The sequence below is a fragment of the Symbiopectobacterium sp. Eva_TO genome (assembly GCF_053848865.1).
Genome location: NZ_JBSPEY010000004.1, coordinates 1,016,319 through 1,032,534, shown reverse-complemented (window position 1 = coordinate 1,032,534; position 16,216 = coordinate 1,016,319). Strand labels below are relative to the sequence as shown.

Sequence of the window (16,216 nt, the reverse complement as noted above, 5' to 3'; positions counted from 1 at the left end):
AACTCATTGATTAAACAGTGCGTTAGAAAGATGTGTATAACGATATGCTCTAAAGTGTAATGAGTAATTTCAAAAATGCAGGTTGCGCAACACCTTAACCTTAAACGGGCTTGAACCATAAAGACAGCGTGAACTTTCTTAGTTATTCTGTTACCTATGAATAACATGGATTATCGTGGGAGTAACAACGTGGTACAGCACAGTGATAAAAACCAACGTATCCGTCAATCAGAAGCGCTGCCGGGGCGAGGCACACCAACTCCACTGGCACGCCTGAACGTTGTCAGCCAACATTCCATGACTCACGTTCCTGACAACATGGACGTTGTGCTGTTCGCCATGGGCTGTTTTTGGGGCGTGGAACGCCTGTTCTGGCAGCAGGAGGGCGTATACAGTACCGCAGCAGGCTACACTGGAGGCTTTACGCCCAATCCCACCTACCGTGAAGTCTGTAGCGGGCTGACCGATCACGTCGAAGCGGTGCGCATCGTCTACGATCCGGCTGTCATCAGCTACGATCGCCTGCTACAACTGTTTTGGGAAAATCACGATCCGGCGCAGGGCATGCGTCAGGGTAACGATCTCGGCACGCAGTATCGCTCAGCCATCTACACGCTCACCGCAGAACGTAGCGCCCTTACAGGGCGGGCGTCACCGCGTTGCGGTTCCGGTGCCTTGTATGTCCCGGGCACCTCTTTGCCCTGGCCTGATGCTGTACCCTCTGTCTCGCCTGCGGGGCATCGTTACATTGTCTGCTGAATAACCCTCACATCATCTTCCACCTTCTCACAACAAAACTCCGTCAGCATCACCCGAAATCCGTGCCCCTTTCCCACCTCCTTATCCCGCGACAGCATATTTTCACACTGCGCCTGCGTCAGCCGGCGGGCAGAATAATATGTCCATGACACAGGCGCTCCTCCCGCTTTGTTACAGCCTGCCCGCCGAGCTTTTTTATCCTGCGTCCGGTAACTTTGATATCCGGATACACGGAATGCACCAGTGAAAACAACGACTGCTGGTAGCATTTCAGGAACATACCCTTCCGGATAAGCGTAAGCTTTCCCGGACGGGCACTCATCGCCCCCTTCAGCGGAAGCGGATGTGCCGTCAGAGGAAGGGGATGTCGTAGATACGCCTGATGCTGTTTTTTTATCCTTTGCCGTTATCAGCGGAACGTCCACGTCATCCCCGGGCTGCAGGCCGCTCAGGCCGTGAGCGAAGGTGCGCAACTGATTGAGCTCGCGCAACTGGTCGAGGGTGAGGTGGAACTTTTTTGCGACCGACGCGGCGGTCTCACCGGCGCCCAGGTTGTAGACCTGCGTGCGCTGCGCGGACAACGGCGCAGGCTGCTGCAGGAAATGCAGTTCGCCGGCCCCGGCCATCACCGGAGTGAAGGCCACCGCCAGGGGAAAGGCCGCCTGTACGGCGATGTTGAGCCAGGCCAGTCGTCGCAGGCCGGGTGAAAAAACCGCATCCGCAGGCGGATGCGAAAAGTGTGAGCGTTTCATTTTGAGATTCCTAACCATGAACAGATGACGTTGGCGAAGGCCAGTCTGGCACGTTTCCAGCAAGCCATGCGCGCCAGCGGTGATGCGCGCACCATCAGCACAGAAATCGTTCAGGCGGGCCCCTTTTATTACGCGGAAGATGAACACCAGCAATACCTGCACAAGAATCCCGGCGGCTATTGCGGATTGGCGGGCATCGGCCTGTGTTTGCCGCCCAACGCCTGATAAATTGCCCATATTTTACGCCATGCTTGCCAAATGACCCATCAACACCGTTATAATGCTTGCGCCGCCTGACATCCGTTACGGCGGCGTTATTCATTCTGTCATCTAATGCGATTATTACTATTCATGCATTCATGAACTTCCTGAGGATCTGGCCACGATGGCCGGAAAACATATGTTAAACAGTTTATTACTGATAGTTCTTCTGATCGCGCTCAGTGCGTTTTTCTCGTTGTCCGAGATATCACTGGCCGCTTCACGCAAAATAAAACTTAAACAGATGGCCGATGAGGGTAATCTCAACGCCGCCATGGTATTAAAGCTCCAGGAAACGCCCGGTATCTTTTTTACCGTTATTCAAATCGGTATTAACGCCGTGGCCATTCTGGCCGGTATCATCGGCGATCAAGCGTTCTCTCCCTATTTCACTGTGTTTTTCCAACGCTTTATGACGCCAGAAATGGCCGATTCCGTCAGTTTTGCCTGTTCCTTTGTGCTGGTAACCAGTCTGTTTATTCTGTTAGGCGACTTAACGCCGAAACGCATTGGCATGACGACACCGGAAGCCGTTGCTATCCGGATTATCAATCCCATGCGCTTCTGCCTGTTCTTTTTCCGTCCGTTGGTGTGGTTTTTTAACGGCCTATCGAATGTGATCTTTCGTTTGCTCAAACTGCCTATGGTACGCAACGACGACATCACCTCCGATGACATTTACGCAGTGGTGGAAGCTGGGGCGCTGGCGGGCGTGCTGCGTAAGCAAGAGCATGAATTGATTGAAAACGTATTTGAGCTGGAATCTCGCACGGTGCCCTCGTCGATGACACCGCGGGAAAGCGTGGTCTTTTTCGATCTGCACGAAGACGAAGCGCAAATAAAAGAGAAGATTGCCCAACAACCACACTCCAAATTTCTGGTGTGTAACGGCAATATCGACCAGGTCGTCGGTTATGTTGACTCCAAGGATCTGCTCAACCGTGTTTTGGGCAACCAGAGCCTGGCGCTCAACGGCGGTATTCAAATCCGCACCGCGCTGATCGTGCCCGATACGCTGACACTGTCGGAAGCGCTGGAAAGCTTTAAAGCGGCGGGCGAAGATTTCGCGGTGATCCTGAACGAATATGCACTGGTGGTCGGCATTATCACCCTGAACGATGTGATGACCACGCTGATGGGCGATCTGGTTGGTCAGGGCATGGAAGAACAGATTGTGGCGCGTGATGAAAACTCGTGGCTCATCGATGGCGGCACGCCGATTGAAGACGTGATGCGTGCGCTGGATATCGACGATTTTCCCCATTCGGACAATTACGAAACCATCGGCGGCTTTATGATGTATATGCTGCGCAAGATTCCGAAACGTACCGATTCTGTCCGTTTTGCAGGCTACAAATTTGAAGTGGTGGATATCGACAGCTACAAGATTGACCAGTTGCTGGTCACTCGTCTTGAAGAGAAGAACGCAGCGTCTGCGGCAATTGCCGATGCAGAACCTGCGGCAGAACCTAAAAGCTAGGCTTCAACCTGCGCCAGCCTGAACCGCTGGCCCGTTGCTGCTGCCCATCACTGGCGGCGGCAGCATTCCTCTCAAACCGTTATCCCATGTCGGCTTGCAGCCGCATCACCTGACGGTTCACCTCAGACATCACCAGCAAATGCTGTTTGTCTTGGGTTTTCGGCAATAATATTTTGCCGTAATCAAACTCGAAAGCACCGATGCCTCTGATATACAACCGGCCACGAAACAGCGTTTTCACGTACTTCGCAACTTTTAACGGGTTGTAACGTTCGAAGATCCGCATTGTATCTCTCCTCCCGTTTTCATTTTTCTCTTCGGCCCCAAGCTGGGGTATAAAGTCATGCGTTAAAAGAACGCCTAACTATTAGTGTCGCCAGATGGCATTTAGTTCCACACAAAAAAACAGCATAATTCACCCGGTTTTCAGACTGTTATAAGATAGTTCCGTTATCGATCAGCATAGTTTTATTTTTACCTTTACGTAACAAAAATTGTGAAGTTCGATCACATTTCAGACAGGACAGACCAGATATCTTCCTCTACGCTTAAGCAACGGTTTCGCGTAACCTTCGCCGCTTTCTACCAGAGGACACGTTATGACTGCCTGCCACACCTCGACGCTGCGTCTGCGAATAGCCCTGCTTAGCTTGTGTACCCTGTTGGCGCTGCCCTGCATGGCGCACAACCTTACGCTCAACAGTACCTTGCCCCCCACTGGCATTGCCGATAAAGGGGAACTGATGTATCAAAACCAACAGTTTAGCTAACAGAACTGGAACAGCGCACAGCTCGTGGGAAAGGTGCGCGTCATCCAGCACATTGCAGGTAGGACATCGGCCAAAGAGATGAATGATCCGCTGATAAGTGCCATCAAGGCCGCTAATCTAGCGCATGAATATTACCAAACGACGACAATCGTCAATACCGACGACGCCATTATCGGCACTGGCCCGTTTGTTCGTAGCAGTCTTGAAGAGAGTAAAAAACCTTTCCCTGGTCGCAGTTTATCGTCGACAGTAATGGCAACGTCCGCAAAGCCTGGCAGTTAGAGCAGAAAAGTTCAGCGATCGTGGTGCTGGATAAGCGCGGCCAGGTGCGCTATTTCAAAGACGGGGCGCTCAGTGCGCAAGAAGTGCAGCAAGTAATGAACATGCTGCCACAGCTGTTGAAAGAATAACTCTCGGCAGGGAGAACAGGCGTGGGCGATCGTCTCACCACGCCTGCCTCGCCCATACCGCTGCGCACATCAAAACAACGACACGCGAAACCCTGGATTGAGAAAGGATTCACGCGGCACATAATTGAGGGTTTTGCCCTGCCAGTCATGTACCTGCGCACCGGCAGCCGCAGCGACAGCGTGCCCGGCGGCGGTGTCCCACACGTTAGTCGGCCCGAAACGCGGATACAGTTGGGCTTTACCCTCCGCCACCAGACAAAATTTGAGCGAAGATCCAATCGCAACCGTCTGGTGTTCACCAAGCTGAAGCAAATAGTCTTTTAACTCTGCGTCCAGATGAGAACGGCTCACGACCACCAGCGGCGGGTGCGCATGGTTAACACGGATCAAACGGCGCACGCCTTCCACCTCTTTCCACGCTTTTCCCCCCGATGCCGCGTACATGACTCCGGTAACCGGCACATACACTACGCCTAGCACCGGCGCGCCATTTTCAATCAGCGCGATATTCACGGTGAACTCGCCGTTACGGTTAAGAAACTCTTTGGTGCCATCCAGCGGGTCTACCAACCAGTAGCGCTGCCAATGCTGGCGGACCTCCCAGGCTGGCGGATCTTCTTCCGACAACAGGGGAATATCGGCAAACATCTGTGCCAATCCCTGCTTGATGATGTGATGCGCCGCCAAATCCGCTGCGGTCACAGGAGACGCATCTTTTTTATGCGCGACATCGACAGGGCGTTCGCCATCATACACCTGCATGATGGCGGCACCGGCGTCACGCGCCAACTGGCAAATTTGTTCCAACATAATGAACCTCGTCTTTCTGGTGCCCGCTGTGTACACAATACAACGCAGTAACGGACCTATTTTTTGTCAAAAGAGTGAGATGCGCCACTGACCTGTCATGATTCTATGCCAATTTACTTCCTTTGGTAGGATACTTTATGAGTATCAAATCCAAGTGCAACGCCAACATGAAGGAGTCAGGCTATATGAAGCACGCGCTCGCGCCAGGTTTAGTGGCCCTGTTTGTTACCACCACACTGCACGCTGCCACCGTCGATCTGCGCATTTTGGAAACCACCGATCTGCACAGCAATATGATGGATTTTGATTATTACAAAGATACCCCCACCGATAAATTCGGTCTGGTACGCACCGCCAGCTTGATTCACGGCGCGCGTCAGGAGGCCACTAACAGCGTTCTGGTGGATAACGGCGACTTGATCCAGGGCAGCCCGCTGGGCGATTACATGGCGGCCAAGGGGCTGCAACAGGGGGGAGGTGCATCCGGTTTATCTCTCCATGAACCGGCTCGACTATGCGGTCGGCAACATCGGCAACCATGAATTCAACTACGGTTTGGATTATCTGCACAAAGCGCTGTCCGGTGCTGCTTTCCCTTACGTGAACGCCAACGTGCTCGATGCGAAAACCGGCAAACCGCTGTTCACGCCTTATCTGATCAAGGACACACAGGTAAAGGATCGCGATGGTAAGACTCATACTTTACGCATCGGTTATATCGGTTTTGTACCGCCGCAAATCATGGTGTGAGATAAGGCCAACCTGAGCGGCAAAGTGACCGTCGCCGACATAACCGAAACCGCGAAGAAGTGGGTGCCCGAAATGCGGCAGAAAGGTGCGGATATTGTGGTTGCCATCCCCCACTCCGGCCTTTCTGGCGAGCCGTACAAGGCCATGGCAGAGAACTCAGTGTACTACCTGAGCCAGATACCGGGCATCAATGCCATTCTGTTCGGCCATGCTCACGCCGTGTTCCCCAGCAAAGATTTTGCCGCTATTCCCGGCAGTTATATTGCGCAGGGCACCTTGAACGGTATTCCCGCCGTGATGCCCGGCCAATGGGGCGATCATCTGGGTATTGTTGATTTAGTGGTCAACAATGACAGCGGCCAATGGCAGGAGACGGAGGGGAAAGCTCAAGCGCGCCCTATTTTCGACAAAGCGCAAAAACAATCGCGTGCCGAAGCGGATAAAGATCTGGTGAATGTGTTGTCCGACGCGCATCAACAAACGCGCACCTTTGTCGGCAAGCCTATCGGTAAGGCCGCTGACAACATGTACAGCTATTTGTCACTGGTGCAGGATGACCCCACCGTGCAGATCGTCAATAACGCGCAGCGCGCTTATGTGCAGCACTTTATTCAGGGCGACCCCGATCTGGCAGATATTCCGTTGCTTTCCGCCGCCGCACCGTTTAAAGCGGGCGGCAAAAAGAACGATCCGAATAGCTATGTGGAAGTGGAAAAGGGTGAGCTGACGTTCCGTAACGACGCCGATCTCTATCTCTACCCCAATACGCTGGTGGTAGTAAAAGTGAACGAGCAGCAGGTGAAAGAGTGGCTGGAGTGCTCAGCGGGCCAGTTCAATCAAATCGATGTTCACAGCAAGGCGCCACAATCCCTGATTAACTGGGACGGTTTCCGCACCTATAACTTTGATGTGATTGACGGTGTCAATTACCAGATCGATGTGACACAACCTGCCCGTTACGACGGGGAGTGCGCGCCGCGTAATCCCAACGCCGAGCGCATCGTTAATTTGACCTATCAGGGTAAACCCATCGATCCCAAAATGACGTTCCTGATCGCCACCAACAACTACCGCGCCTACGGCGAAAAATTTGCCGGAACCGGAGAAAAGTACGTTGCCTTTGCCTCGCCTGATGAAAAACGTTCTGTGCTGGCCGCCTATATCAGTGCAGAAACGCAAAAACAGGGCGAAGTGAAACCTCAAGCGGACAACAATTGGCGTTTGGCGCCGATCAAGAGCGACACACCACTGGATATCCGCGTGGAAACGACACCTTCAGCGAAGGCTGCGGCTTTTATCAAAGAAAAAGCGCAATACCCGATGACATCCCTCGGCCATGATGACGTGGGCTTTGCGTTATACCGCCTCGATCTGCAAAAACAGTAATCGGTTACAGAACGCCGCTTGATGCGGCGTTCTCAAACGGCTGACAACATCATTCTACTCATTATTCATCCTCCGTACAGGCGGAGGATCTGCTACAGAAAGAAAACCTCACCTCTCCTCCTTGCTTAACCTGAGCGGCTTTCGCAGCGACAACGCTGATATGATTGACGGTGTCAGCGATCAGATTGAAGTAATCCAGTCCGCCCGTCACGACAGGGAGTACAGCGCAGTAGCCCAGCAATCTGTTTATGAATGATTAACTAACGGCTTCGCTGTCAAAATGTACACAGGTTTACATCAGGTGATTACCATTGATTAACGATGCCGATTACGCCATTGACACCCACCCAACCAATGAGCGAGCCATCCGGCACGCGATCATCGGTTCCCAAAGAACAACTCACGCCGTCTTTTTTGCAAAAGTTAACCTCCATTGTTCATGATGCGGACACTCATCTGCTTAGCCCTGATAAGTCGGACGATCACTATGTCCGCTGGGGCCATGATTTTCGTGACTTAAAAACCAACCCAGATGAACTTCATATTTACTGGTTCGACGATACGTATAAAGGCACCAAACGATTAAACATCCTTGGCCATGGCTGCATTAGCTCCAGCGGCAAGGGATAAATGAGTCTGTTGCTAGAGGGAAAACTGGGTAATGCCTTCAAATAGTTGGCTTTTGTGATATTCTGCCGCTATTTGAGGTTTCCACGTGGTTACTGTTTTTGTTCATTGCCCTCGCTGCCATTCAGATAAAGTTTATCGACATGGCCTTAGTCCAACTAAGCGCGAACGCTTCCGGTGTCACTGCTGTCGCCGTGTATTCCAGCTTACCTACCGCTATGAAGCGCGAAAGCCGGGAGTCAAAGAGCAGATCGTTGATATGGCCTTCAACGGTGCCGGTGTTCGCGATACCGCCAGAACGTTGAAAATCGGCATCAATACGGTCATCCGGGCTTTAAAAAGCTCTCGCCCCGCAGGATAACGTCTTCTCCCGTTGCTCACGCCGACGTCGCCCTTATCTGTGAACTTGATGAGCAATGGAGCTTCGTTGGCAGTAAGGCACTACAGCACTGGCTCTGGTACGCTTACAATACCAAAACGGGCGGTGTTCTGGCCTACACTTTTGGCCCCCGAACCGATGAGACCTGCCGTGAATTGCTGGCTCTGTTGACACCGTTCAACATCGGCATGATTACCAGTGACAACTGGGGCAGCTATGCAAGAGAGGTTCCGAAGCAGAAACATCTGACTGGCAAGATCTTCACGCAACGCATAGAGCGCAATAACCTGACGCTCCGTACCCGCATTAAACGACTGGCGCGTAAAACGATTTGCTTCTCGCGCTCCGTCGAGATCCACGAAAAAGTCATCGGAGCCTTCATCGAAAAACACATGTTCTACTAATTGGAGTCATTACCGCGGCTTTGTTGAATAAATAGAAAGTTTGGGTAATCATCGGATCAGATCACCATAGTTGTTTCAACATCAGGTCTCCATGGCAAAACAAAATTTTAAAATCACTAACTGGCCCTCCTATAACAAGGCCCTCAAGCAGCGCGGTTCTCTAACCGTATGGCTAGATGAATAAGCCATTGCTGCATGGACGGAAAAAACGACTACTGAACGGCGTGGACGACCGCTCCACTACTCAGATATGGCCATCACCACAGTCCTGATGATGAAACGCGTGTTTGGCCTAATGAGATGGTCACCCCCACCCTGTGAGCGGTACGCTGACAGGGTGTTTCTTTATGGAGAAGGCCATCATGCAAAACGTCACGCTTATTGGTATCGATCTCGGCAAACATTCTTTTCACATTCATTGTCAGGATAAATCAGGCAAGGCATTACTGCGGAAAAAGTTTACCCGCACCAAACTCATCGAGTTTCTGGCTACGTGTACACCTACTACCGTTGTAATGGAAGCCTGCGCCGGTGCCCATTTTATGGCTCGTCGGATCAGTGAGCTGGGGCATGAAGTAAAGTTGATCTCTCCGCAGTTTGTCCGCCCTTTTGTCAAGAGCAACAAGAACGATTTCGTTGATGCCGAAGCAATATGCGAAGCCGGATCACGCCCTTCCATGCGGTTTGTGCAGCCAAGAACTGAGGCTCAACAGGCTATGCGAGCCTTGCATCGGGTCAGGGAGTCGTTGGTCAGAGACAACGTTAAAACGACTAACCAAATGCATGCTTTTTTACTGGAGTTTGGTATCAGCATGCCGAAAGGTATTGCCGTAATCAAAAGGCTTTCAGCTGTTCTGGCTGATAATGACTTGCCACCTTATCTGGCACAGTTGCTGCTTCGATTACACGATCATTACCAATATTTGGTTGGGCAGATAGCAGAGCTCGAAAGAGAACTTGGGCAGGCACTCTCTCTAGATGAAACTGGCCAGCATTTAATGACCATCCCTGGTGTTGGACCGATAACAGCCAGCGTTTTGTCATCACAGTTAGGCGATGGCAAGCAATATGAAAACAGTCGTAATTTTGCCGCTTCCACCGGTCTTGTACCCCGCCAATACAGTACTGGAGGGAAGAATACTCTGCTGGGTATTAGCAAGCGTGGAGATAAAAACCTTCGCCGATTGCTTGTTCAATGTGCGCGGGTATTTATCCTAAGAATTGACCATCAATCAGGGAGATTAGCTGATTGGGTAAGGTCTCAGTTGGGCAGGAAACATTCTTGCGTTGTGTGCTGTGCATTAGCAAATAAATTAGCTCGAATAGCTTGGGCAATAACGACACGAAATACCGTGTTTGAACAGTAATGCTGGTATAACAGTCAGCAATTTAACGAAGTTACCCATCTGGTTTTGCGAAGACTGATTATTGATGACATGAACGGCCTGACGGCCTGATATAAAAACAAAAAATGAAAATGGCTCAATGAAGCCGATGGCCTTTTTAGGAATATCAGGTGCGAAACTCATCGTGGCGCGGGCATCCTTGGCCATAAAGACGCCGGATAGATTTAAGCAAGCCCACCATTAATCAAAGATCAGTGTTGCAAAAATGGGGGTGACCATAGATTCATTGAGGGCTTTACAGGGTTTTGTTGACTCGATTTTTAAACTGATTAAATTGTCGCTGCATTGTCCAGACTATTCGCTGCTCAGCAAGCGAGCAAAGACAGTGAACATCAGCATAAAAACGCCAACCCGTGGTGAAATCTCACATCTGGTCATTGATGGAACCGGCCTGAAGGTCTTTGGCGAAGGCGAATGGAAAGTCCGGCAGCATGGTGCCGACAGACGCAGGGTGTGGCGTAAGCTGCATCTGGCAGTAGACAGTGCGACGCATGAGATTATCTGTGCGGATTTGTCGCTCAGTGGTACGACTGATGCCCAGGCTCTACCGGCACTGATAAACCAGACCCACCGGAAAATCAGAGAGGCATCGGCTGACGGCGCTTACGATACAGGTTACTGCCATGATGCTCTGCTGAGGAAGAAAATAAGGCCGCTTATCCCGCCGCGAAGGGGGGCGCAATATTGGCCGGACCACTACCACGAGCGTAACCACGCTGTTGCAAATCAGCGCCTGAGCGGCAGCAACGATACCTGGAAAAAGAAAGTGGGCTATCACCGACGCTCAGTGGCTGAAACGGCCATGTTCCGGTTCAAAACGCTTCTGGGTGGTCATCTAAGTCTGCGTGACTACGATGCTCAGGTGGGTGAAGCCATGGCGATGGTCAAAGCGCTTAACCGGATCACGCTATTAGGAATGCCGAACAGTATTCGCATCACGTAACAATCGACCTGGGGCACAGTCGTTACAAGTTCTGATTTATTCAACAAAGCCTACGGTAGCTCAAGGCATAAAACGGTAACCTACAGCGGTTTCGGTGATAAAGTGACGAGGCCGTGTGGGGTCGCTTTCCAGCTTTTGTCGCAGGTGTCCCATATAGATGCGAAGATAATGGCTACTTTCCACTGCGTTGGGTCCCCAAACATGTACCAGCAGTTGGCGCTGCGTCAGCACTTTGCCCGCATTCGCCAGCAGCAGTGCCAACAGTTTGAATTCCGTAGGCGTCAGATGCAGTGTTTCGCTGTCTCGGCTGACTAAACGCTGGCTGAGATCAACAGTAATGTTGCCGAATGTCACCACCGGGCTTTCCATCGAGTTAGCGCCGTGGCGGCGCAGAGCAACGCGCACACGGGCCAGTAACTCGCCAATCCCGAACGGCTTGGCGAGATAATCATCAGCACCCGCATCCAGAGCGTCGATTTTATCCCGTTCATCACTGCGCGCGGACAACACAATAATCGGCACGCTGCTCCACTGGCGAACGTCGCGGAGGTAAAGGGTGCCATCACCGTCAGGTAATCCGAGATCGAGAATCACCAGATCAGGCTTGCGGGTAGCAGTTTCCAGCAGGCCACGTTGCAAGGTCTGCGAATCAAAAACGCGTAGCCCTTCGCTTTCCAGTGCGCTGCGTACAAAGCGCTGGATCTCTTTTTCATCTTCTATGATCAAAACGCTGGCGGATAGCAGGGCATCTACTCCTTCTGTCTGATTGCTGCGGGTGTTGATCCGTCTGCACGACGTTAAATGATACTTTATGACGCTATCATATATTTCTGCGTGTTTGCGACAAAAGCCTTTCGGATGATGGAAAGAGAGCAGGGCAGCAGGAGCGGAAAAAGAACCAATAAACGCAACATTGATTTATACATTAAATGTAATTTGTATTAGCTCAGACCTGATCTGACAGTTACCGGTTATTTATACAGGTGTCTGTCAGATTAAATCTGGTTCAGATTTTTTTCTGCCCAGACTCGTTTACCATCAAGTAACGTGGCCATTGGCGTACGCCCGCAGCACATTTTACCCTGATGAGTTCGCTCATTATTGTAATGCCACAACCAGTTGTCCAGATCCTTTTGTAGACTTTCTAGGTCCTCGTATAACGTCTTACGGAACGCAACCTGATAAAAATCCTGCAAAATAGTTTTATGGAAGCGCTCGCAGATACCGTTTGTCTGCGGAGACATCGCTTTCGTTTTCGTATGGTCTATATCGTTGATAGCCAAGTACAGCTGATAGTCATGTTGTTCCACTTTACCGCAGTACTCCGTCCCCCTGTCCGTCAGTATTCTTAGCATTGGCAGCTCCTGAGCTTCGTAGAACGGCAGCACGCGATCATTGAGCAGGTCGGCGGCAGAGATCGGTGCTTTACTCGTGTAAAGCTTGCAGTGCGCCACTTTCGAGTACGTATCCACGAACGTCTGCTGGTAGATACGGCCAACACCTTTCAGATTACCCACGTAGAAGGTGTCCTGCGACCCCAGATAACCCGGGTGAGCAGTCTCTATTTCACCACAGGCTTCGTCGTCGTGCGCCTTCTTCTCCAGTGCAGCGATTTGAGCATCAGTAAGTACGATGCCTTCTCTGGCAACTTTTTCCTCAAGTGCCTTCAGGCGCTTACGAAAGTTTTCCAGATCGTGTCGTTGCCAGATGGAGCGCACACCGCTGCCAGAAATGAAGACGCCTTTTTTACGCAGCTCATTACTGGTCCGGTGCTGGCCATGAGCCGGGAACTCAATGGCGTAATCAACAACCGCACGTTCAGTGGCTTCATCAGCACGGTTTTTCAGGTTGGGAACCCGGCGGTTTTGGTTAACCAGAGCGTCAATGCCGCCTTCTGCCGCCAGTTCCTGATAGCGATAAAACGTGTCGCGTGACACCCCCATGATTTTACAGGCTTTTGATACGTTACCGAGTTCTTCGGCGAGATTGAGCAGGCCGGCTTTGTGTTTGATGATGGGATTGTTAGTATGAAGCATGAGAGTTACCTCGTGTTTTGTATAAGGATTCGACACCCATATCAAAACCGGTAACTCTCAACCTTTCAAGGTCCAGTGTCAGATCAAGTCGCGACTAATACATGTAATTCATTAACCATTTTGTAACTCAATAACAGAATATTCGGGAAAAATGACGAAAACACGATCTTTTTCTGGTCCGATGAGTAGTAAAGTTTCAGTAAAAGCGGTACTATTTTGAGCAGTTATTCATCGTTGTGTTGATTTTGTGAGCAATATCGTTGCAGTGGCTGCTCACTGATGAAGGAGGATCGCTATGTCGATTTATACTGCTTATCCCTTGTATCGCGTTCTCCTGCGTCGCGTTGCTGTTGTTGCTTTCGGTTTACTGGCGTTGCCTGTGATGCTGTTTCGTACCGATCGCGCCCACTTTTACAGCTATCTGCACCGTGTTTGGTTGAAAACCAGCGATCAGCCGGTCTGGATGGCGCAATCAGAAGCGGCAGCCGGTGATTTTTTCTAGGCTGTGTCCCTTAATCCCATGAGTTATACTAACTATTTGTTTCTACATCATTTTGAACTATGGCTCGCTACGACCTTCCCGATGAAGCATGGGCTATCATCCAGCCCTTACTCCCTGCTGAACCAGCAACACCACAGGCCGGACGCCCATGGGCTGAGCATCGCATGATTATCAATGGCATGTTCTGGGTGCTGTGCTCTGGTGCCCCATGGCGTGATTTACCTGAGCGATACGGCCCATGGAAAACCGTTTATAACCGCTTTAACCGATGGTCAAAATCGGGAGTCATTAACATTATTTTCAATAAGTTACTTTCATCACTTGATGCCCATGGCCTCGTGGACTGGTCAGCGACTGCGCTGGATGGTAGCAATATCAGGGCGCTGAAATGTGCTGCCGGTGCTCAAAAAAACATCCCGATATCACCGGAGATAATGGGCTGGGTCGCTCTCGAGGTGGTTTTGGCACCAAAATCCATATGGCTACAGACGGAAGTGGTCTTCCGTTAAACATCGTGTTGAGCCCCGGTCAGGCTCATGAAAGTCAGTTTGCACTACGTCTTTTGGACGGTATTGGTGTTCAACGCCAGAACGGCAGTATGAAACGCCGTGGTCATGCGGTGCTGGCTGACAAGGCGTACTCCGGGCATGTATTACGTAACGAGCTGAAAAACAGAGGTATAAAAACTGTCATCCCCCGAAAATCCACTGAAAAAATGGCGGTGGATGGTCGTTCAAAGCTCGATCGTGACGCCTACCGCAATCGGAACGTTGTTGAGCGGTGCTTTGGCCGTCTGAAAGAATACCGTCGCATTGCGACACGTTACGACAAAACGGCGAGGAATTATCTGGCAATGTTGAAACTGGGCTGCATCCGCCTGTTTTACCAGAGGCTATGTAATTAAGGGACACAGCCTAAGCTGCGCTGCGAGTAAGTAAAAAAACATCATTGTGCGCTACTGTAGTGGCACACTGATACTGGCCACCTGAGCGGAGGTGATATGCTCACCTCATCAACACGACAGGTGACCTCATGGGTAAACATTTTACGGCGGAATTTAAGCTCGAAGCCGCAAAGCTGGTTGTCGACCACGGCTACACATACGTTAAGGCCGCAGAGGCGGTTAATGTCAGCCATTCTGCCATTAGTCGCTGGGTCAATAAGCTTCGCCTTGAACGACAGGGAAAAACGCCAACGGGACTTCCTCTTACCCCTGAACAGCTCGAGCTGCGTGAGATGAAGAAAAAAGTCCAATGCCTTGAAATGGAGAACGAAATCCTAAAAAAGGCTACGGCGCTCTTAATGTCGGACTCACTCAACGGTTCACGGTAGTCGACAGGCTGAGGGCGCGATACCCGGTCACGGCGTTGTGCCAAACTTTTGAGGTACATCGCAGCAGCTACAGACACTGGCAGGCTTCCGCTAATGAACCCGACGGTGAGCGCGTGGTTAAGTGTAGCCGCGTCATGGAAGCCTGGAACGCCAGCGGCGGCTCTGCCGGCGCTCGAAGTATCGCGACCATCGTCACCGGCAGCTCCGGTGTCAAAATGGGGCGCTGGCTGGCTGGCAAGCTGATGAAGGAGCTGGGTATCGCCAGCTGCCAGCGACCGGCTCACAAATACAAACGCGGCGGCAATGAACACGTTGAAATACCGAACTATCTCAACCGCCAGTTCGCGGTTACCGCGCCGGATCAGGTCTGGTGCGGCGATGTGACCTACATCTGGACGGGCAAATGCTGGGCTTACCTTGCGGTGGTGCTAGATCTGTTCGCCCGCAAACCGGTGGGCTGGGCCATGTCGACGTCGCCGGACTCGGCGCTGACAGTTAAAGCGTTGCAGATGGCCTGGGAACTCCGGGGACAACCAACAGGAGTCATGTTCCACAGCGACCAGGGCAGCCACTATACCAGCCGTCAATACCGGCAAGCCCTGTGGCGCTGCCGGATAAAGCAGAGTATGAGTCGGCGGGGTAACTGCTGGGATAATGCGCCAATGGAGCGGTTCTTCCGCAGCCTGAAGACAGAATGGGTGCCGACAAAGGGTTACAACAGCTTCAGCGAAGCCCAGGACGCGATTATCCGCTACATCACGGGGTATTACAGCGCTATCCGGCCTCACTGGTATAACGGCGGCTTAACTCCAAACGAATCTGAGCGACTGTTCTACATACAGTCTAATGCGGTGGCCAATATTAGTTGACCACTACAAGTGGTCTTCCGTTAAACATCGTGTTGAGCCCCGGTCAGGCTCATGAAAGTCAGTTTGCACTACGTCTTTTGGACGGTATTGGTGTTCCACGCCAGAACGGCAGTATGAAACGCCGTGGTCATGCGGTACTCGCTGACAAGGCGTACTCCGGGCATGTATTACGTAACGAGCGGAAAAACAGAGGTATAAAAACTGTCATCCCCCGAAAATCCACTGAAAAAATGGCGGTGGATGGTCGTTCAAAGCTCGATCGTGACGCCTACCGCAATCGGAACGTTGTTGAGCGGTGCTTTGGCCGTCTGAAAGAATGATGTAGCCCCCTGTAACACCA

13 protein-coding genes and 7 pseudogenes are annotated in these 16,216 nt (G+C 51.4%); 14 read left to right on the top strand and 6 right to left on the bottom strand.

The window, feature by feature from the left end; all coding sequences use genetic code 11:
• Positions 1 to 165: 165 nt before the first annotated feature.
• Positions 166 to 631 (top strand): annotated as a pseudogene (msrA, locus tag ACWWJF_RS07320) (peptide-methionine (S)-S-oxide reductase MsrA); the annotation flags it as partial.
• Between the two features lie 112 nt (positions 632 to 743).
• Here the strand turns inward: msrA and ACWWJF_RS07315 are convergent.
• Entirely contained in the window at positions 744 to 1,511 is a 768-nt protein-coding gene (locus ACWWJF_RS07315) for a DUF1187 family protein (RefSeq protein ID WP_455869075.1), read from the bottom strand.
• Between the two features lie 18 nt (positions 1,512 to 1,529).
• On the opposite strand from ACWWJF_RS07315, the pseudogene ACWWJF_RS07310 reads away from it, so the two are divergent.
• A pseudogene (locus ACWWJF_RS07310) lies at positions 1,530 to 1,736 on the top strand (peptide-methionine (S)-S-oxide reductase); the annotation flags it as partial.
• Positions 1,737 to 1,911: 175 nt separating this feature from the next.
• On the top strand, positions 1,912 to 3,252 hold the full coding sequence (locus ACWWJF_RS07305; RefSeq protein ID WP_455870983.1) for a hemolysin family protein: 1,341 nt from the start codon (positions 1,912 to 1,914) through the stop codon (positions 3,250 to 3,252).
• 79 nt (positions 3,253 to 3,331) lie between these two features.
• Here ACWWJF_RS07305 and ACWWJF_RS07300 read toward each other — a convergent pair whose 3' ends face one another.
• On the bottom strand, positions 3,332 to 3,538 hold the full coding sequence (locus ACWWJF_RS07300) for a DUF1107 domain-containing protein (RefSeq protein ID WP_415674214.1): 207 nt from the start codon (positions 3,536 to 3,538) through the stop codon (positions 3,332 to 3,334).
• A gap of 337 nt (positions 3,539 to 3,875) precedes the next feature.
• Between ACWWJF_RS07300 and ACWWJF_RS07295 the strand changes: the two are divergent.
• Positions 3,876 to 4,432, top strand: a pseudogene (locus ACWWJF_RS07295) (YtfJ family protein).
• 69 nt (positions 4,433 to 4,501) lie between these two features.
• Here the strand turns inward: ACWWJF_RS07295 and cysQ are convergent.
• Positions 4,502 to 5,242: a 3'(2'),5'-bisphosphate nucleotidase CysQ gene (cysQ, locus tag ACWWJF_RS07290; protein ID WP_455869074.1), complete on the bottom strand. Its 741-nt coding sequence runs from the start codon at positions 5,240 to 5,242 to the stop codon at positions 4,502 to 4,504.
• 185 nt (positions 5,243 to 5,427) lie between these two features.
• On the opposite strand from cysQ, the pseudogene ACWWJF_RS07285 reads away from it, so the two are divergent.
• The 5 genes and pseudogenes from ACWWJF_RS07285 to ACWWJF_RS07265 all read left to right on the top strand — a co-directional run bounded on the left by ACWWJF_RS07285 (position 5,428) and on the right by ACWWJF_RS07265 (position 10,155).
• Positions 5,428 to 7,378: pseudogene (locus ACWWJF_RS07285) on the top strand (bifunctional 2',3'-cyclic-nucleotide 2'-phosphodiesterase/3'-nucleotidase).
• 321 nt (positions 7,379 to 7,699) lie between these two features.
• On the top strand, positions 7,700 to 8,008 hold the full coding sequence (locus tag ACWWJF_RS07280; RefSeq protein WP_455869073.1) for a hypothetical protein: 309 nt from the start codon (positions 7,700 to 7,702) through the stop codon (positions 8,006 to 8,008).
• Positions 8,009 to 8,093: 85 nt separating this feature from the next.
• A protein-coding gene (locus ACWWJF_RS07275) for an IS1 family transposase (RefSeq protein ID WP_455868802.1) occupies positions 8,094 to 8,788 on the top strand; the annotation gives its coding sequence in 2 pieces (ribosomal slippage) (positions 8,094 to 8,337 and positions 8,337 to 8,788; 696 coding nt in all).
• A 91-nt stretch (positions 8,789 to 8,879) separates the two neighbouring features.
• A pseudogene (locus ACWWJF_RS07270) lies at positions 8,880 to 9,083 on the top strand (transposase); the annotation flags it as partial.
• Positions 9,084 to 9,150: 67 nt separating this feature from the next.
• Entirely contained in the window at positions 9,151 to 10,155 is a 1,005-nt protein-coding gene (locus tag ACWWJF_RS07265) for an IS110 family RNA-guided transposase (protein WP_455870964.1), read from the top strand.
• Here the strand turns inward: ACWWJF_RS07265 and ACWWJF_RS07260 are convergent.
• Entirely contained in the window at positions 10,102 to 10,341 is a 240-nt protein-coding gene (locus ACWWJF_RS07260; RefSeq protein ID WP_455869072.1) for a hypothetical protein, read from the bottom strand. The genes ACWWJF_RS07265 and ACWWJF_RS07260 overlap by 54 nt on opposite strands.
• Positions 10,342 to 10,420: 79 nt before the next feature.
• Here ACWWJF_RS07260 and ACWWJF_RS07255 point away from each other — a divergent pair.
• Positions 10,421 to 11,137, top strand: a pseudogene (locus tag ACWWJF_RS07255) (IS5 family transposase); the annotation flags it as partial.
• 60 nt (positions 11,138 to 11,197) lie between these two features.
• On the opposite strand, the gene kdpE reads toward ACWWJF_RS07255, so the two are convergent.
• Positions 11,198 to 11,881 carry a two-component system response regulator KdpE gene (gene kdpE, locus ACWWJF_RS07250; RefSeq protein ID WP_455870982.1) on the bottom strand — a complete coding sequence of 228 codons (684 nt, stop codon included), beginning with the start codon at positions 11,879 to 11,881 and terminating at the stop codon, positions 11,198 to 11,200.
• A 251-nt stretch (positions 11,882 to 12,132) separates the two neighbouring features.
• Entirely contained in the window at positions 12,133 to 13,173 is a 1,041-nt protein-coding gene (locus ACWWJF_RS07245; RefSeq protein ID WP_455869071.1) for an IS481 family transposase, read from the bottom strand.
• Positions 13,174 to 13,468: 295 nt separating this feature from the next.
• Between ACWWJF_RS07245 and ACWWJF_RS07240 the strand changes: the two genes are divergently transcribed.
• The 4 genes and pseudogenes from ACWWJF_RS07240 to ACWWJF_RS07225 form a co-directional block, all read left to right on the top strand.
• Positions 13,469 to 13,675, top strand: a complete 207-nt coding sequence (locus tag ACWWJF_RS07240; protein WP_455869070.1) for a YbfA family protein — start codon at positions 13,469 to 13,471, stop codon at positions 13,673 to 13,675.
• A 59-nt stretch (positions 13,676 to 13,734) separates the two neighbouring features.
• A protein-coding gene (locus ACWWJF_RS07235) for an IS5 family transposase (protein WP_455869069.1) occupies positions 13,735 to 14,579 on the top strand; the annotation gives its coding sequence in 2 pieces (ribosomal slippage) (positions 13,735 to 14,080 and positions 14,080 to 14,579; 846 coding nt in all).
• A 128-nt stretch (positions 14,580 to 14,707) separates the two neighbouring features.
• A protein-coding gene (locus ACWWJF_RS07230) for an IS3 family transposase (protein ID WP_455868400.1) occupies positions 14,708 to 15,876 on the top strand; the annotation gives its coding sequence in 2 pieces (ribosomal slippage) (positions 14,708 to 14,963 and positions 14,963 to 15,876; 1,170 coding nt in all).
• A pseudogene (locus ACWWJF_RS07225) lies at positions 15,876 to 16,193 on the top strand (transposase); the annotation flags it as partial. The gene ACWWJF_RS07230 and the pseudogene ACWWJF_RS07225, both read left to right, overlap by 1 nt.
• Positions 16,194 to 16,216: the final 23 nt, after the last annotated feature.